The 17,546-nt window shown below is 72.5% G+C and carries 15 protein-coding genes; 7 read left to right on the top strand and 8 right to left on the bottom strand.

Translation table 11 applies throughout. The features are described 5' to 3' along the window. The first annotated feature begins 130 nt into the window (after window positions 1-130). On the top strand, window positions 131-967 hold the full coding sequence (locus ACTVZO_RS06145; protein ID WP_443297402.1) for a putative nonproteinogenic amino acid hydroxylase: 837 nt from the start codon (window positions 131-133) through the stop codon (window positions 965-967). Here ACTVZO_RS06145 and ACTVZO_RS06140 read toward each other — a convergent pair. The 5 genes from ACTVZO_RS06140 to ACTVZO_RS06120 form a co-directional block, all read right to left on the bottom strand. Beyond that, window positions 943-2,574, bottom strand: a complete 1,632-nt coding sequence (locus ACTVZO_RS06140) for an amino acid adenylation domain-containing protein (protein ID WP_443297401.1) — start codon at window positions 2,572-2,574, stop codon at window positions 943-945. The genes ACTVZO_RS06145 and ACTVZO_RS06140 overlap by 25 nt on opposite strands. Then, window positions 2,571-3,659, bottom strand: a complete 1,089-nt coding sequence (locus ACTVZO_RS06135) for an ornithine cyclodeaminase family protein (RefSeq protein WP_443297400.1) — start codon at window positions 3,657-3,659, stop codon at window positions 2,571-2,573. Before ACTVZO_RS06135 ends, ACTVZO_RS06140 begins: the two co-directional genes overlap by 4 nt. A 16-nt stretch (window positions 3,660-3,675) precedes the next feature. Beyond that, complete coding sequence (locus tag ACTVZO_RS06130) at window positions 3,676-5,466, bottom strand: ABC transporter ATP-binding protein (protein WP_443297399.1); 1,791 nt, start codon at window positions 5,464-5,466, stop codon at window positions 3,676-3,678. A 49-nt stretch (window positions 5,467-5,515) separates the two neighbouring features. Beyond that, window positions 5,516-7,225: an ABC transporter transmembrane domain-containing protein gene (locus ACTVZO_RS06125; protein WP_443297398.1), complete on the bottom strand. Its 1,710-nt coding sequence runs from the start codon at window positions 7,223-7,225 to the stop codon at window positions 5,516-5,518. A gap of 104 nt (window positions 7,226-7,329) precedes the next feature. Further along, window positions 7,330-8,088: a thioesterase II family protein gene (locus tag ACTVZO_RS06120; protein WP_443297397.1), complete on the bottom strand. Its 759-nt coding sequence runs from the start codon at window positions 8,086-8,088 to the stop codon at window positions 7,330-7,332. Between the two features lie 811 nt (window positions 8,089-8,899). Between ACTVZO_RS06120 and ACTVZO_RS06115 the strand changes: the two genes are divergently transcribed. From ACTVZO_RS06115 to ACTVZO_RS06100, 4 genes are all read left to right on the top strand, one after another. Further along, window positions 8,900-9,694, top strand: coding sequence for an SDR family NAD(P)-dependent oxidoreductase (locus tag ACTVZO_RS06115; RefSeq protein WP_443297396.1), 795 nt, complete (start codon window positions 8,900-8,902; stop codon window positions 9,692-9,694). Continuing rightward, window positions 9,687-10,184 (top strand): GNAT family N-acetyltransferase, encoded by a 498-nt coding sequence (locus ACTVZO_RS06110; RefSeq protein WP_443297395.1) that lies wholly within the window; start codon window positions 9,687-9,689, stop codon window positions 10,182-10,184. Before ACTVZO_RS06115 ends, ACTVZO_RS06110 begins: the two co-directional genes overlap by 8 nt. 65 nt (window positions 10,185-10,249) lie before the next feature. Further along, entirely contained in the window at window positions 10,250-11,941 is a 1,692-nt protein-coding gene (locus tag ACTVZO_RS06105) for a carbamoyltransferase N-terminal domain-containing protein (protein ID WP_443297394.1), read from the top strand. A gap of 8 nt (window positions 11,942-11,949) precedes the next feature. Further along, a complete protein-coding gene (locus tag ACTVZO_RS06100) occupies window positions 11,950-12,582 on the top strand; it encodes an amino acid kinase family protein (RefSeq protein WP_443297393.1) in 633 nt (210 codons plus the stop codon). 57 nt (window positions 12,583-12,639) lie between these two features. Here ACTVZO_RS06100 and ACTVZO_RS06095 read toward each other — a convergent pair whose 3' ends face one another. Continuing rightward, window positions 12,640-13,392 carry an SAM-dependent methyltransferase gene (locus ACTVZO_RS06095; RefSeq protein WP_443297392.1) on the bottom strand — a complete coding sequence of 251 codons (753 nt, stop codon included), beginning with the start codon at window positions 13,390-13,392 and terminating at the stop codon, window positions 12,640-12,642. 199 nt (window positions 13,393-13,591) lie between these two features. Here ACTVZO_RS06095 and ACTVZO_RS06090 point away from each other — a divergent pair, with 199 nt between their 5' ends. Both ACTVZO_RS06090 and ACTVZO_RS06085 read left to right on the top strand, forming a co-directional pair. Further along, window positions 13,592-14,578 (top strand): MBL fold metallo-hydrolase, encoded by a 987-nt coding sequence (locus ACTVZO_RS06090; protein WP_443297391.1) that lies wholly within the window; start codon window positions 13,592-13,594, stop codon window positions 14,576-14,578. Beyond that, the gene (locus ACTVZO_RS06085) at window positions 14,568-15,593 is read left to right on the top strand and encodes an RNA ligase family protein (protein ID WP_443297390.1); all 1,026 of its coding nucleotides are present in this window, start codon (window positions 14,568-14,570) and stop codon (window positions 15,591-15,593) included. Before ACTVZO_RS06090 ends, ACTVZO_RS06085 begins: the two co-directional genes overlap by 11 nt. A gap of 1 nt (window position 15,594) precedes the next feature. Here the strand turns inward: ACTVZO_RS06085 and ACTVZO_RS06080 are convergent, their stop codons facing one another. Further along, window positions 15,595-16,995, bottom strand: a complete 1,401-nt coding sequence (locus ACTVZO_RS06080) for a hypothetical protein (RefSeq protein WP_443297389.1) — start codon at window positions 16,993-16,995, stop codon at window positions 15,595-15,597. 50 nt (window positions 16,996-17,045) lie between these two features. After that, window positions 17,046-17,456, bottom strand: coding sequence for an FKBP-type peptidyl-prolyl cis-trans isomerase (locus ACTVZO_RS06075; RefSeq protein ID WP_443297388.1), 411 nt, complete (start codon window positions 17,454-17,456; stop codon window positions 17,046-17,048). Window positions 17,457-17,546: the final 90 nt, after the last annotated feature.

Here is a 17,546-nt window from a genome sequence, read left to right as displayed (position 1 = left end):
GGAAATGAGTCTTGTCAATCGCGAATCCGATGCCTACAGTCGGTCATTGCCCTCACTTCCTTCGGTGGTTATGATTTCCGACCATCGACGTCCGGCACTACGACGCACCCAGCAAACGACGGGATCCCACATGCTCAAGTCGCAAAGGCTTGCCACGCTTCCGATCGATTCCTACGACCTTGCCGATGATCTTTCGGTCATCGACTCAAACGATGCTGGAGGTGAATACGATGCATTCTCGTTCGGTTTCTGGTCCGCACATGTCCTCGCGAACTCCGGAGGGAGTGGAGCGGATACGGCATTCCGGCCCTACGAGGGTCAGCTCACCCTCACTGACCTGGGCAGGAAGCTTCCCGGGATCATGTCGCTCGTCACCGACAACTTCCCTCTCGAGAGGTTGCAGTGGGTCCGTGTATTCGGCCTCAGTGACGGAATTCTCGCGCCGCACGTCGATTTTCTAGAATTCTCCGAGCCGGGTACGAGGCTTCAGATACCGCTGCGCACGGACGAGGGCTCCCTGCATTCCGAGAACGACATCGTGTACCACCTCCGGCGCGGCGAGGTCTGGAAAATCCACACCACGGTCCCGCACTCGGCCCGCAGCGTTTCGCCGGTCGCCAGGCTGTCTCTCTGCCTCGATTTCGCAGACGCCGAGACCCCCATCGAAATCAAGAACACCATCCCGTCGGAACTTCCCGTCCGCATCATTTCGCGTCCGCCGGTCTCGGACGCCGACGTGGCGGAGCTGCTGTCGTCGGCGGCCGATATGGACGCCACCAACATGCGAGCCTCCTTCCGGAAATTCGCCGCGCTCCCCTTCACGCGCCAGGCCGATGCGACGGCGGCGTTCGACTGGTTCGTCGAAGCCGCCGTGCGCACCGGGGACGACGCGCTGGTCCGGAAGGCCGAGGCCTTCCGGACGTACTGCATCGAGAAGCGCGGCTACCGCGAGGACTTCGCCTGGTGAGGCACCAGGGACAGGGGCCGCGCCCCGTCGCCGGGCAGCGCCTTGCGGTCGAGCTTGCCGTTGGGTGAGACGGGCAGCCCGTCCACCAGCCACCAGCGCACCGGCACCATGTAGTCGGGCAGGACCGCGAGCAGCGCCCGGCGCAGTTCCGGGGCCGGCGGCGGATCACCGGTGAGAGCAGCGTGCAGCTCCACCGCCCCGTCGGCCCGCACCACCGGGAACGCCGCGGCGTCCTTGACACCGGCGAAGTCCGCGAGACGCGCCTCCACCTCCCGGGGTTCCACGGCATTGCCCCGGATCTTGATCAGGTCGTCCATCCGGCCCAGCAGCTGGAGGGTCCGGGCGGCGGCCCGCCACACCCCCCGGTCCCGGGTCCGGTACAGCCGCTCGCCCGGACGGAACGGATCGGGCACGAACGCGGTGCGGCTCAGCTCGGGATCGGTGTACCCCAGGGCCACGCCCACACCGCCGATGTACACCTCCCCGACCTCCCCGTCGGGCACCGGCACCCCGTGCTCGTCCAGCAGGTAGACGTAGGTGTTCCACACCAGCGACCCGACCGGCGGCCTCGGTTCGAGGTTTCCGGCCGCCGCGCTCATCGAATGGCTGGCCACCATGTGGTTCTCGGCGGGCCCGTAGTGGTTGTGCAGGGTGATGTCCGGCCGGCGCGTCAGCAGGCCCTCGAGGGCCTCCGTGACCCGGACCGTCTCGCCCGCGCTGATGATGTGGCGCAGGTCGGCGGCGTGCTCGAAGCTCGTCGGCAGCGACATGACCACGTCGATGAGCGACTGCGGGAAGTCCACGACCTCGATGCGCTCGTCGATGACGAAGTCGATCAGGTCCCGGGGGTCGCGCCGCACATGGGACTCCGGCACGTACAGGCACCCGCCCGAGGCGAGCGTGTAGAACATCTCCTGGACCGACACGTCGAAGGTCAGCGGCGCCACCTGGAGCACCCGCCGACCGCGCCCGAGACCGGAGCCGTCCACCTGCCAGGAGATGAAGTTGGCCAGGCAGCGGTGGGTCTGGACGATGCCCTTGGGCTTGCCGGTGGAACCGGAGGAGAAGATCACGTACGCGGGATCCTCCGGGGCCGGGGCCGGGGCCGGGGCCGCAGCCCGGCCGCCCTCCTCCGTCCCCGTCCCCGCGCCGCCCGCCGGATCCGGCGCCACCAGGGCGTCCAGACCGGTCGCCCGCGTCCCCGGGGCGCTGGTGTCCAGCGCCCCGGGATCGGCCAGCACCAGCAGCTGCGCGCTGCTCGCCCGCAGGATCTGCTCGATGCGCTCGGGCGGGTACGTCGTGTCCACCGGCAGATAGGCGGCTCCGGCCCGCAGCGCGCCCAGGACCGCCGCGGTGAAGTCGGCTCCCGCCCGCGCCGCGATGAGCACCGTATCGCCGCGCCCGATGCCGAAGTCGCGCCCGAGCCGGCCCGCGACGGTGTCCGCGAGCCGGTCGAGTTCGGCGTACGTGACCTCCCGGCCCGGCTCGCGCACCGCGGGTGCCCCCGGGTGCGCGGCGACCTCGCGGTCGATCAGCTCCAGGACCGTGGACACCCCGGTGTCCACCACCGGCCCCGCGTGCCCCGGGGGAGGGGGCGCCGCGGTCATCGCCGTGCCCCCGGCTGTCCCTCCCAGGACCGGGTGACCGGCTCCGGCAGGAACGAGTACGGGTCCTGCGGGTCGTCGGCGGTCGCCTCGACGGCGATGCGGTGGCCTACACCGAGGTCGCGCGCGAGCTCCTCGAACACCTCGACCATGACGAGGTCCTGGAGCGCCAGACCCGTCGAGTCGTACACGGTGGTGACCGGGGACAGCTTCCCGTGGGCCTCCGGGTCGAGGAGGATCTCCGCGAGCGAGGGCCCGATCTCCTCGGGAGCGAGCTGCTGGCAGTCGCCCTCGGCGCGCGCCTGCGCCAGGTGGTCGGGGACGACGACGGCCTTGCGCAGCAGCTCCAGCGGCAGCTCGGTCTTCCCCGGCATGTCGGAGCCGATGGTGTTGACGTGCACCCACGGCTTGAGGCTGGTCCCGCGGATGACCGGGCCCGCGTACGGTGCGACCGAGGTCGCGGTGCACAGCACGTCGGCCCGCTCCTCCACCTCCGCCAGCGGAGCGATCCGTACGGCCCCGGCGGGCAGCCGGGACCTGGCCGCGAAGGAGTTCTCCGCCCGCACGTCCTCGTCGCACACCAGGATCTCGGAGAAGGAGAACACCCGCGACAGGGCGTGCAGTTGGGTCACGGCCTGTGCGCCGCAGCCCACCAGGCCGAGGACCTTGGAGTCCGGACGCGCCAGTACGCGGCTGGCCAGCGCGGACGCCGCACCCGTACGGACGGCGGTGGCGAAGGTCCCGTCGATGACCGTCCGCAGGTGGCCGCTGTCCGCGTCGAAGGCGCACAACGTCGACAGGATGGTGGGCAGTTGGTTCTTGGCCGGATTGTGCGGGTTGTAGCCGACCATCTTCATGGACACCGTGGCGCCGTGCCGGAGCGCGGGCATCCACTCCAGCAGACCCAGATGGGGTGTCTCGATGAGGAATCCGTCCCGCTGCTTCATCTCCACCGGCGCGTCGCTGCCGGTGGCGAGAACGGTTTCCAGACGGGCGATCGTCAGATCGTAGAGTTGCCCCAGCCCCACCTTCGAAACGATGGTGGCGATGGCTTCGGCGTCGACTATGAGCGTGCGCTCGGCTTGCAAGGGTCTCTCCTGGCGCTCAGTGTGCGGGCTGGTCCGAAGAAGGCGAAGGAACAGGGGATTTCGACGAGGCCGGGCCGCGCCCGTGCCAGGACTCCCACAGTCCGGCGTACGCGCCGCCCGCCGAGACGAGCTCGTCGTGAGCTCCCTGCTCGGTGATGCGGCCGGCCTCCATCACGACCACACGGTCCGCGTCGTGGGCGGTGTGCAGCCGGTGGGCGATGGCGATGACGGTGCGCCCGCGCAGCACCCCGGCGAGCGAACGCTCGAGGTCGCGCGCGGCCCGCGGGTCCAGCAGCGAGGTGGCCTCGTCGAGTACGAGGGTGTGCGGGTCGGCCAGGACGAGCCGGGCCAGGGCCAGTTGCTGTGCCTGGCCGGGGGAGACGGGGTTCTCGTCGGTGCCCAGCTCGGTGTCGAGGCCGTCCGGGAGGGCCCGGACCCAGTCCTCGGCGGCCACGGCCGCGAGCGCCGCCGTCACCTGCTCGTCCGTGGCGTCCGGTGCGGCCAGCGCGACGTTCTCGCGCACGGTCCCGAGGAACACGTGGTGCTCCTGCGTGACCAGGGCGACGTGCCGCCGCAGTTCTTCCAACGGCAGTTCGTGGACCGGCACTCCGCCCAGCGTGACGGACCCCGTACGCGGCTCGTGGATGCCCGCGAGGATGCGGCCGAGCGTCGACTTGCCGGCCCCCGAGGGGCCGACGATGGCGATGCGCTCACCGGCGCCGACGCTGAGGCTGACGTCCTCGATCACGTCGTGGCCGGTCCGGTAGGCGTACGCGACGCCCTCCGCGGCCAGCCGGTCGCCCTCGGGACGCCGGCCGGAGTCGCTCTCCGGAACGGCCCCGGCCTCGACGCCGATCAGGCGGGCCAGCGAGGCGTCGCCGACCTGCAACTCGTCCAGCCAGCCGAGGAGTTCGTCCAGCGGGTCGATCACGGCCCGGGTGTAGAGGGTCGCGGCGGTCACCTCGGCGAGGCTCACCCAGCCCTCGATGTAGAAGAGGCCGCCGAACAGCAGGGTGGCCGCGACCGGAAGCACGTAGCCGAAGTCCATCAGCGGGAACCAGACGCTGCGCAGGAACAGCGTGCGCCGCTCCGCGCCGTTCGCCCGCACGACGTCATCGTCGGTGCGGCGGATGCGCGGGCCGGACCGGTGCAGCGACTCCACCGTACGGGCGCCGGTCACCGTCTCGGAGAGGCCCTGGGAGAGGTCGGAGTAGCTCGCCGCCTCCGCCAGGTAGGCCTCCCGGGCACGGGTGAGGTACCAGCGGGTCGACCAGACGATGAGCGGGACGGCCACGAGGCACGGCAGGACCATGATCGGGCTGGTGACGATCAGCGCCACCAGCGTCAGGCCCACCGACAGGCTCGCCACCAGGATCGACGGGGCGCCCATGCGCACGGCGTTCGAGAGGGAGTCCACGTCGCGGGTGCTGCGGGTCAGCAGGTCCCCGGCGCCGGCCTTCTCCACCGTGTGCAGGGGCAGGGTCAGGACCCGTCGGACGAACCCCTCGCGGATGTCGGCCAGGACCAGCTCACCGAGCCGGGCCCCCTGCAGGCGCGCGGTGCGGGTGAACACGCCCTGGAGCAGGAGGAGTCCGGCGATCGTCGCCACGGTGATGTCCACCTGGTCGGCGGTGATGCCCTTCTCCACCTCCCCGACCAGACGGCCCAGCAGGGCGGGCACCACCAGACCGCAGACCGTGGCGAGGACGAACCAGAGCACGGTGCGGGTCAGCAGACCGGTATGGCTGCGCACCAGGCCCCGTACGTGACGGCGGACCGTCTTCGCGTCGGCTACCGGAAGACTCACTGGGCACTCCTCTGAGAGCGGCTGTCGGAAGGGCGGGGGAGGGTGACGGTCACGTCTCCTCCCGCATGACGACGGCGGCGTACTGGGACCCACCGGTGGCGAGCTCACGGTGTGTGCCGGTCACGACGACCTTGCCGTCCTCCACGTAGGCGACCTCGTCGGCCCGGTCGAGCAGGAGCGGGCTGTTGCTCACGACCACCGTCGTGAGCTCCGCCCTGGACGTGTGCAGCCGTTCGGCGATCACCGACTCGGTGTGCGCGTCCACGGCGCTGGTCGGATCCACCAGGACCAGGACCTGCGGCCGCGCGGCCAGCGCGCGCGCCAGCCGGAGCCGCTGCTGCTGGCCGCCCGAGAAGGCGGAGCCCCCCTCGGTGACGACGGTGTCCAGACCGTCCGGCAGGGCCTCGACGATGTCCTCGGCGTTGGCGTCGTGCAGGGCCTGGGCCCGCACCTGCTCCGAACGTCCGCCCAGGTCGTCGGCCAGTACACCGGAGAAGAGGGTGTCTTCGTTGCGGGCGACCAGGATGAGGTCGCGCACCCGTTCCAGCGGCAGCGAGTCCAGCGGTACGCCGCCGACGGTCACCTGACCCGGCGCGTAGCGTCCGAGCCGTTCGGCGATCTCGGCGCCCTCCTCCGGAGTGGAGGCGGCGATGGCGGTCATCAGGCCGGGCCGGACCCGCAGGCCCGAGTCCGCGTCGTACAGGTCGGGCGCCTCGGAGACGCCGGCCGGTGCGGCGTCGGCGTCGGAGCCCGCCTCGGAGCCCGCGTCGGGCTCGAGGGAGAGCACCCGTACGACGCGCTGCGCCGCCACGTCCGCGCCGACGAACGACTGCACCGCGGACGTCGCGGTGCGCATCGGCAGCATGAGGAACGCGGCGTACCCGTAGGCCGCGACGAGTTCACCGGCGGTGAGTCCGCCGCCGACGGCGAGGCGGGCGCCGATCCAGACGACCGCCACGACGAAGATGCCGGGGAGCAGCACCTCGGCGGCGGGCAGCACCGATTCGACCTTCGCCACGTGGACGCCGGCCTGCCGCAGCCGCTGCGAGTCCTTGCGGTAGCGCTCGCCGAACGCGGCCTCGCCGCCGATGCCGCGCAGTACGCGCAGACCGGACACGATGTCGCCGGCCCGGTTCGTCAGGTCGCCCTGGAGGTCGCGGTAGCTGCCGATGCGCTTGTGCAGCGGGCTGAGCAGCGGGCCCGTGCCCGCGAGCAGGACCGGGACGCCGATGAGGACGAGCAGGCCCAGGGTGACCGAGGTGTTGAGCAGCACGATGGCGACGAGCACGACGGTGACGGCGCTGCCGATGCCGCGCGCGACGGCCCCGGGCAGGGCGCCGATGCGGGTGATGTCCGCCGTGCCGATGGCCACGACCTCGCCGGCGGAGATCCGCTTGGGCAGGGTCGCGCCCAGGCGTACCGCCTGCGCGGCGACGAGGCGGAACGTCAGGTAGTTGGCCTTGAGCCGGCCGATCGTGTCACAGCGGTGGCGCAGGACGCTGCCGGCGGTGGTCACCAGCGCGAGCCCGACGATGACGCCGGTCCAGACCAGCAGCCGGTCGGTGTCCTTCTCCGAGATGGCGTCGATGGCCCGGCCGATGGCGAAGGGGGTCAGGCCCATGCTGGCCATCCACAGGCAGCCCCACAACACCCCGAGGAACAGTGTGCTCGACTGCCTGCCGATCAGCCATCGAAGATAGCCGCGGGGGGATCGGAGGTCCGGATCTCCCAGCTCGGGCAGCGGATCGTTGCTTGGCAATGCGAATTCCTTCGAGTGGTCCCGTCCCGGACGGCCGGGTCGGGCGGGGGGTGAGGGGTACTGAGCGGTTCTGCCGGCGGGGGGACGCCCGGGAGCGTCCCCGGTCAGCCGTGCGGTGGCAGCAGGCCGAGGACGAACGCCCTCAGTCCGGCGGTCACGTTGCGCGGGTCGGCGTGGTGGTAGAAGTGGTCTCCGGGGAAGGTCCGCACGGTGTCGGCGCCGGCGGACCAGGCGCGCCATCTGCGGATGTGCTCGTCCGTCACACCCGCGTCGTCCCGCCCCCGCCATGCGCCGACCGGACAGGGCAGGAGCGTGTCCTCGGCCGGTGGCGCGTAGGAGTCGCAGATGGCGCTGTCGCCGCGCAGGGGTCTCGCGACCGCCGAGGCCAGACGGCTGTTGGCGGCCAGGGCCGCGGGCACGGCGCCTTCCGCGACCAGTTCGTCGACGAGCTCCTGGTCGGTCAGCAGGGGTGTGCGCGAGGGCTCGCCCTGGTCGTCCGGGGCCCGGCAGGCCGAGGCGACGAATCCCAGGGGCCGCAGGCCGTGCTCGCGGCCCAGTGTGCGCGCGAGCTCGTAGCCCACCAGCGCGCCCATGCTGTGGCCGAACACGGCGTAGGGCAGGTCGATCCGGGCGGCGAGCGCCGGCGCCAGCTCGTCGAGCACCTCCGCCATGCCGGTCAGGGGCTCCTCGCGCCACCGGCTCTCGCGGCCCGGCAGCTGTACGGCCAGCAGGGCGATGTCAGGGCCGAGCAGTTCCTGCCAGGGGCGGAACTGGAAGGCGCCGGAACCCGCGTGGGGCAGGCACACCAGGAGCGCCTTCGCGGTGGCCGGCGGGTCCCACTCCACGAGGGCCGCCGACGTCACGGCCGCTCCCGTGTGGCGTGGGCGGGTGCGCGGAGCACCTCGGGCAGACCGCTAAGACGGACACGCGAAGGCGAGGCTTCTGAATGGAGGCACACTGTTTCCCTTGTCAGTCGAAGGTGGCGTTCAGCGGCCGCGCACGTTCCGTGCCCGGCGGCCGGAAATGACTTCAACGGTGGACGCGGTATGAGGAGTCGGGGGACGATGGTCATACACTGCCCCTCGAGTGAAAAACGATTCGAGATACACAGCCCCCAGCGTTGTCGCCAACATTCCTATCACGGAATGGACTTGGAATGTCAACAAATGAATAGCGGCCCCCCTCGCAGGCATTTTCAGGCCATGCGGGCGGGCGCGTTCGTCCGGTGGTTACACCGGGCCGAGTCTCGCGATCGTGCGACGTCAGGAACCGCAGTCGCACGTCGCAGCCGCTCTGCGGGCGCCGCCACCCCATGAGTTGTATGCAAGCCTGGTCGAGTCTGCCTCGAGCTCCGCTTCCGCTGCACTGGAAGCGAATTGGAAGAACCCCCGCCATGCCTTGAGTTCACGCTGTTGTGCCGTACGTCACACGCCCCGTGCTCTTCCGGCCGTGATTCACTGGCGAGGAATTCACGGAAATAAGAGGTCAGTAGACCTGGAGCCTTGCCGGCGAGGAAGTTTCGACGTAACGAGGCGTACTTCTGGCCGATCGGCGCGCAAAGGAGATCCCAATGCCGCCGAAGCAGGTGTCCAGAACCCCGCCCCTGACGGGGGCGTGGGGTGAACGCGCGAAGGTTTCGTGGCGATACAGCGCGACGGGGCCGAGGGGGTGTGCATGGCGCAGGAAAAGCGCGGCGTGGCCGTGGTCTCGGGTGCATCATCGGGATTCGGCAGGAGAATCGCACAGGTACTGTGCGGGCGCGGCTACTCCGTGGTGGCCCTGGCCCGCAGAGAGGGCCGTCTGAAGGTCTTGGCGGACGAGGACTCCGGGGGAGCGATCCTGCCGGTGGCCGCCGACGTCCGCGACCGGGAAGGACTGGCCCGGGCCCTCGACGGGCTGCCTGCCGGGTTCCGTGACATCTCGGTGCTCGTCAACAACGCCGGCCTCTCCCGCGGGTTCGGCCCCCTCCAGTCGGGCAGCCACGAATCCTGGCAGGAAATGGTCGACACGAACATCTCGGGACTGCTGAACCTCAGCGGCCTGGTGCTTCCGCGGCTCGTCGCCCGCGGATCCGGACACGTGGTGAACATCGGCTCCATCGCCGCGAGTTACCCGTACATGGGCGGCAACGTCTATGCCGCCACCAAGGCGTTCGTCCACCAGTTGTCGCTGAACATGCGCGTCGACCTCCAGGGAACGGGCGTCAGGGTCAGCTGCGTGGCACCGGGAATGGCGAAGACCGAGTTCGCCAAGGTCCGCTACGACGGCGACGAGGCGAGCGCCGAGGCCCTCTACCGGGGAATTGAGCCGCTCACCGACGACGACGTGGCCGAGGCGGTGGCCTGGTGCCTCGCGCAGCCCGCCCGCGTCAACGTCAACATGATCGAGCTGATGCCGGTCGACCAGCCCTTCGGGCTCGGCTTCGCCGGCAGTCCGCCCGCCTCGCCGGGCGGTGCCGGGGGTGCGTGAGTCCTTGCAGACCGCCTCCCGTCGTGCGTCCGGCCTGCTCGTCGCCCGCCGCGCGCGCCCCGAGGACGCGGAGCAGATCGCCCTGCTCTCCGCCCCGTTCGTCGAACAGGGCCAGCTGGTGGCCCGCTCGCTGGCCGAACTCGCCGCCATGTCCCAGGACTTCGTGGTCGCCTGCGAAGGGGACCGGGTGGTCGGCTGCGCCGGGGTGGCGCCGTGCGGAGACAGCCTGGTGATCTACAACCTGTGCATCGCCGTCGACTGGCAGGGCCGGGGCATCGGCCGGGACCTGGTCGGCATCGCCGAGACCATCGCCGGCGAACTGGGCCACGGCTCCCTGCTGGCCCTGACCCGGCACGGCGGGGAGTGGTTCGGGAAGCTCGGCTTCCGCGAGGTCCCGGCGAGCGAGATCCGCGACGAATGGCGCACTCTCTTCCGTCCGGGCCGGAGATCGGGCCTCTACCGGCTGAGACTCACCTCCGACCAGTCCTGAGCCCGAAGCACACCCACGTGCCGACTCAAGCAGACCAAGGAGCAACACAGTTGATTATCTGCGGGTTGAAACTCACGCATGACGGCGCCGTCGCCCTGCTCGACGACGACCGTCTCGTCTTCAGTGTGGAGATGGAGAAGCTGGGGAACGGTCTGCGCTACAGCACCGTCGCCGACTTCAGCCTGATCCCCGGAGTCCTCGCCGACTTCGGCTACAAGCCGGACGACGTCGACCAGTGGGTCGTGGACGGCTGGGACGGAGACGTCTCCGGAACGGTCGCCCTCCTCGACCGGGGGGTGCCCGCGGAGATCGTGGTCGGCCCCTACCGCGAGTCGGCGGCGTGCCCGAGGCTCGACGCGCCCAGCGTCTCCGGCACGTTCCCGATGGACGGCGGGGCCTACCCGTACACCAGCTACCCGCACGCGGCGGGACACGTGGCGAGCGCCTACGCGTCCAGCCCCTTCGCCCAGCGCGGTGAAGGCTCCTTCGTCCTCGTCTGGGACGGCGGCCTCTTCCCCCGCCTCTACTGGGCGGACCCGCGCGACGGCGTGGAGAACCTCGGCGAGCTCTTCCCCCTCATCGGCCACGCGTACGCCATCGCAGGACACCACTTCGGACCCTTCCGCAAGACCGTCCAGTCGCCCACGGTCGACGACCTCTCGGTCGCCGGCAAGCTCATGGCGTACATCGCGCTGGGCCGTGAGGACGAAGACGTCATCACCGTTCTGCGGGAGGAGTTCCACCGCGTCTTCGAGAGCGAAGAGCCGGCCGCGGTGGAGTACCGCGCGACGGTCGGCGGCTACGGCAGTCTCTTCGAGCGGTCCGTGCCCCCCATCCACGAGTTCTTCTCCGCCGTCCGCGCCCGCGTGTCGCAGAACGGCACCAGCGACGAGGACGTCCTGGCGAGCGTGCACGCCTTCTTCGAGCGCTTCCTCGTCGAACGGATCACCGCCAAGGTCCGCGCCGCCAAGGGCGACGGCCCCTGGAACCTGTGCTTCGCCGGCGGCTGCGCGCTCAACATCAAGTGGAACAGCGCGCTGCGCGAGGCCCCCGAGTTCCGCGACGTGTGGGTCCCGCCGTTCCCCAACGACTCGGGTTCCGCCATCGGAGCGGCCGTTCTGGGCCGCGCCCAGCGCGACGGCCTGGCGCCGCTCGCGTGGAACCCCCGGCTGGGCCCGGCGCTGACCCCGTCGCCCGAGCTGCCCGCCGGCTGGTCGGCGTCGGCCTGCACCCCGGAGGAACTCGCCGCGATCCTCCACGAGTCCGGGGAGCCCGTGGTGGTCCTGCACGGACGGGCCGAACTCGGCCCGCGCGCACTCGGCGGCCGCAGCATCCTCGCGGCCCCGGTCAGCGCGTCGATGAAGGACGAGCTGAACCGGGTGAAGGACCGCGAACCCTACCGGCCCGTCGCCCCCATCTGCCTCGAGGCCGAGGCACCGGCGATCTTCGCCCCCGGCACGCCGGACCCGCACATGCTCTTCGACCACGAGGTCCGGGCGGACTGGGTGGACCGGATCCCCGCGGTCATCCACCTCGACGGCACCGCGCGGCTCCAGACGGTCGGCCCGGCGGACGACGACCTGCTCTTCGCCGTGCTGTCCGCCTACCACCGGCTCAGCGGCGTCCCCGTGCTGTGCAACACCAGCGCCAACCTCAACGGGCACGGCTTCTTCCCCGACGTGGCCTCCGCCGCCGAGTGGGGCCGGGTCGCCCGGATCTGGAGCGACGGGACGCTGTACCAGCGGGCCGACGGCTGAGCCGAGGCATGACACCGGAGGAACACCCCGGCCCGGCCGTCCAGGACGCGGCCCGCACCCTCGTCGCCACCCTGCCCCGGATCAGGGAACTGCACGGCCGGACCGTGGTCGTGGTGGCCGGGCACCACGTGCTCGCCGACGAAGGGCTGCGGCACGCGTTCTGCGGTGACATCGGGTTCCTGCGGTACAGCGGGGTGAGGACTGTCCTGGTGCACGACGGCGGACCTCACCTCCCTGCCTGGCTGGACGGCGACCCGGCCGCGCTGCGCACCCACGTCGCGGGACACGTACAGCGGGGGCTGGTGGGAAGCCTCAACGAGCACACCACGCTGGCGGTCGGCCTCACCGGTGAGGACGGCCGCACGCTGGAGGCGGACGGGGGAGGGGAGGTGCGGGTCGACCCGGGGGTGCTCCGCGTGTTCCTCGACAGCGGCCGGATCCCGGTCGTGTCGAGCATCGCGTACGGCCGGGACGGCGGCATCCGCCACCTCGCCGCGGCGCCGGCCGCCGCCGCTCTCGCCTCGGCGCTCGACGCCGCCCTGGTGCTCCCGGCCGAAGACGCGCAGGCGGGTCCGCCGTCCGCGGCCGTCGTGGACATGTCCGTGCCGCACGCGGTGCTGAGGCATCTGCACCGCCTCTGACACCGAGCCGACGCGACGCGACGCGACGCGACGCGGCCGGGCGCGGGCCCGATGGGCCTACGGCCGGGCCGCGTCGCGGCGCAGCAGCAGGGTGACGAAGCCGAGCGTGCCCCGGTAGCCGTGGAGCCATGCCGCGCGGTGTCCGGCGGCGGTTTCGAGGGCCTGGCCGTGGTCCGGGTGCCCGGGGTGGTCCAGAGCCCAGCGGGTGAGAGATCCGGTCCAGGACCACTCGTAGTCGTCCCACTCCCGGAGGGTGCTGACGTGCGCGTGGAGCGGCAGCCAGCCAGCGGCCGTGACGCGGTCGACGGTCGTCGCCAGGCTGTCGTAGTCGTCCGCGGCGAAACCGGCGTCGAGGGTCTTGCGGTCGGGTTCGCGCTCCCAGAAACACTCGCCGACGAGAACGCTCCCGCCCGGGGCGAGGTGGCTGTCGGCGGCCTTCAACGTGGGGAGCAGGCCGCCGAAGGCGTGCGCGGCGCCGATGCTGAGGACCAGGCCGTACCGGTGCGGGGAGCCGAACTCGGCGGCGTCCTGGGCGTGAAAGGCGATCCGGTCGCCGAGCCCCGCCTCGGCGGCGGCGCGGCCGGCGGCGGCGACGGCCCGTGCGTCGCTGTCCACGCCGTCGGCACGGAGGTCCGGGCGCGGGCCCAGCGCGCGCATCAGCCACGTACCCGACCCGCACCCGAGGTCGAGCAGCCGGGCCCCGGCCTCCGGCAGGGCCCGGTCGAGGAGATCGCGTACGGAATCGTCACTCAGCGGAGCGGCGACGGGGTGGTCGGTGTGGGCGATGGAGCTGATCTGTCGGCGGTCCATGGCAACACCCTGCCTCCCCGCCCACCCCACCGCAGGCGAAACGCCCCGATGCGTCCGACCGGGCGATCCGGCGACCGGGCGACCGTCCGACCGGGCGACCCGATCGTGGGGCCCCGCCCCGAAAACCAGGGGCCTCTCCGCCGCGCCGCCCGTTACGATCGGCCCTCACCTTGATCACGGCGGTCCCACGGAGGCACCGATGGCACAGGCCCCCGAGCGGACCCAGGCCCACCCCGAACGGCTCGAGCGGGGACACCCGTTCCGCCAGTGGAAGACCTGGCGCATACCGGGCACCGAGCTCACCCTCACCGGGTACTCGCGCGCCAACGACAAGACGTTCTTCCACATACCCGAGCTGCGCTGCGCGCTCGACGCCGGTCTCGCGGAAGGCCGCCAGCCGGAGACCGTGTTCCTCACCCACACCCACCACGACCACGCCAAGGACCTCGACTACCTCGCGGCCCGGCCCGCCGGAGTGGACATCCACCTGCCCGCCCCCGCCGTCCCGTACGTGGAGCGCCACCTGCGGGCCTCCGCCGAACTCAACCACGGCACGGCCTACGATCCCGCCCTCGCCGCGAACTGCCGGCTGCACGGGGTGCGCGGCGGCGACGAGTTCGCCTTCGGCCGCCGCGGACACCACGTACGGGTGGTGGAGTGCGCGCACAAGGTGCCGTGCGTCGGCTACGCCTTCTCCGAGCGCCGCAGGGAACTGCTCCCCGAGTACGAGGAGCTGCGGTGCTCCCTCGCCGCGGAGGGCCGCGGCGGCGCCGAGTTCGGGCGGATCCTCGCGCAGCGCCGCAAGGAGGGAGCCGCGGTGGAACACGAGGTGCTGAAGCCGCTGTTCGCGTTCCTCGGGGACACCCACGTCAGCGTCTTCGAGGACAATCCGTGGCTCTTCGCGTACCCGGTGGTCATCACCGAGTGCACCTACCTCGACGACGCCGAGCTCGACCGGGCCGACCGGGTCGGGCACACGGTGTGGAGCCGGCTGCGGCCCGTCGTCGAGGCCCACCCGCAGACCCTCTTCGTCCTCACTCACTTCAGCCTGCGCCACTCGGACCAGGACGTCCTCGACTTCTTCGGGGACGCGCGCCCCGACAACGTGCTGCTGTGGGCGCACCCCGACAGCCGGCTGCCCGAGCAGCACCAGCGCCGGCACGGCGGAGACCGGCATGACGGCTGACGGCGGCTGGTCGCCTTACCCCAAGATCCCCTCCCGGGCCCGGCTGGGCGAGGGACCGGCGGCCCGTGAGTGGGTCGCGCTGGAGAAGGTCCACGGCGCGAACTTCGCCGTCGTGTGCGACCGGGCAGGAGTGCGCCCTGCCAAACGCCGCGAACTGCTCGGCGAGAGCGGACTCGACGAGTTCTTCGGCGTCGGACGGATCTGGCCGGCCCTGGCCGTCGCCGCGGACCGCTGCGCCGCCGCCCTGCGCCGCACGCACGGCACCGGACCGGCGGCGCCGGTCACGGTCTACGGTGAACTGGCCGGCGGGCGCTACCCGCACCCGGACGTGCCGCCCTCGCCGGACACGGAGCCGGTGCAGACCGGCGTCTGGTACGCGCCGGGGCTGCTCTGGATGCCGTTCGACGCCACGGTCCTGACGGCCGGCGGCGGCACGCGCTGGGCAGGCGACCGGGCGCTGCGGGAAGCCGCCGACGCGGCGGGCCTGCACTGCGCCCCGCTGATCGCCCGCGGGACGCTCGCCCGGGTCCAGGAGCACACCCCGGTGTTCCCCACCCGGGTGCCCGCCCTTCTGGGCCTGCCCGAACTGCCCGGCAACCTCGCCGAGGGCCTCGTCGTCAAGCCCGCCGGGGAGTGGCCGGCCGAGGGCGGCACCGGCCCGGCCGCCCGCCCGGTGGCCAAGTTCAAACACCCCGCCTTCGCCGAGGACGGGCGCTTCGACGGCTCGCGCCCGTACCGGGCGCCCGCCGAAGGCGCGGCGGGCGTCCCCGGCTGGCTCCTCGCCCAGGTCGCCGCACTGCTCACCCCGGCCCGGGCGGCCGCGGCCGTCAGCAAGCTGGGCCCGCGCACCCCGCCCGGGGAGGTCGCCGCCGAGATCGCCCGGGACGCGGTCGAGGAGGCCGCAGAGGCCCTCGGCGGCCTCGATGACGGCCTCACCCCGGCCCTGGAGCGGGCGTTGCGGCCCGGCGCGCTCGCACTGGCCCGTTTCGACGCGGCCGACCGCCGGGCCCCGTGACTCAGCGTCCCGCCAGCGTGTCGCGCAGCCGGCGGGCCTCCTTCAGCAGGCGGGACGACCCCGGCCGCTCGGCCAGGGCGGTCACCTCGGGCAGCGCGCCGCGCGCACCCGACAGCCGCGCGGAGTCCGCCGCGACGGCCAGCAGCGCCCCGTGCGCCTGCGGCCGGGTGCAGGCCAGGAGGCCCGGGAGCCCGGCGGCCAGGACCGCCCAGACCGGGGCCGCGCCCTGCGGGGCGGCGGCCGCCGCCCGCAGGGACTCGGTCACCAGGGCGGGCTTCAGCGTGCCCAGCCCCACGAGTTCGGCGAGTTCCCGCCCCAGCAGACCGCCGTCGAGCCTGCTCCGCGCGGACAGCAGGAGCAGCGCCCTGACGGCGGCCTCCCGGTCCTCCTGCGGAGCCGAGGCGAGCCCGTAGGCGACGGCGAGGTGCACGGCCGGTCCGGCAGGGCCGTCGGCCGCGGCGAGCGCCTCCAGGAAGCCGGGCGCGCCGCGGCCGCCGTCCTTGTCGGCCGCCGACGCGACCCCCGTCAGCAGCCGGGCCGCGGCGATCTCCGGATGCCAGGGCAGGGTCGCGACCGTGTGCGCGTCCCGGAAGTCCGGCAGGGACCAGTGCGCGCAGGCTATGTCCGGCTCGAACGTGCGGAACAGCGACCAGAACCGCCGCGGGAACTCCCCGCGGCCCTCGATCGCCTCGTGCCCCACCAGGATCCGGCGGCCGACGCGTGCCCCCCGCCGCCTGCTGGGACGCTCGGGCGCCCCGGATTCGCGCTCCCGCCACCCCGTCGGCTGCGGGAGGCCGCCCTGCCGCAGCCAGTCGGCCACCCGGGACCCCTCCGCCGACTCCAACTCCTCGGCTGCGCGCACGGCTTCGGGGACGACCGGGCCGCCGCAGCGCAGCAGTGCCTGCCCCAGGTCCGCCGGGCCCGGCCGGACACCGAGGCGCCCGTACTCCGCGAGCCGCTCGACCAGATGGCGCGGCTCCACCGCACCCGTCGGCCCGCTCGGCACGGACAGCGGGAACGGCACCGGGTCGCCGGCCCGCAGCCGTGCGTGGAGCTCGCCCACGCGCGCGCCCGCGATGTAGTCCAGGGCCACGTGCTGGCACAGTTCGAGCCAGCCCGCCCCGGCCTTCTCCCAAGGCTCCCCGGCCCGTACGGGCTCCACCGCGGCGCCGACGATCCCCGCGAGGCGTGCCACCTGCGGATCCGGCCGCACCGCGAACCGGCGCGGAACGGCCCGCAGCGCCGCGGCCAGCGCCTCCCGGTCCCGGTAGGCGTGCACCATCACTGCGCTGAGCAGCCGTTCGAACGTCACCACGCCCGGGTCGCGGCGGTCGGCCAGCACGGCCGCGACCTCGTCGGCGAGCGCACCGAGCGCCGGTGCGGCGCATTCCCCCTCGATCATGGAACGAGACTAGACGGCCCCACCGACAACGCCGCCGCCGAGCGGCGGGTTCACCGGGCGGCGCTGCTCCACCCGGCCGTTGCCGAATACGAGTCGATCAGGTCCACGACGAAGACCAGGGTCGAGCCCGCCGGGATCAACGGCGAGGGCGACTGGCTGCCGTAGCCGAGGCGCGGGGGAACGACGATCTCGCGCCGGCCGCCGACCCGCATCCCCCGCACCCCCCGGTCCCAGCCCTTGATGACCTTGCCGCTGCCCAGGGCGAACTTGAACGGCTCTCCCCGGTCCCAGGAGGCGTCGAACTCCTTCCCGGACGCGAAGGTCACCCCGACGTAGTGGACCTTGACCACCATCCCCGGCTTCACCTCGGGCCCGTCCCCGACCGCCAGGTCCCGCACGGTCAGCTCCGCCGGAGCCGCACCCTCCGGGACCTCGACCTCGGGCTTCGTCAGTTCGCTCATCGCTGCCTCCTCGGACGGCCACGCTACCTGCGTGGGCTGGTCCGGAACTGGTCCGGATCCTGGGAGGCCGGCGCGGGGAGAGGATGCGAC

It is taken from the genome of Streptomyces sp. IBSNAI002, from assembly GCF_052244475.1.
GTDB lineage: Bacteria > Actinomycetota > Actinomycetes > Streptomycetales > Streptomycetaceae > Streptomyces.
This window is presented reverse-complemented; position numbering and strand designations above follow the sequence as displayed.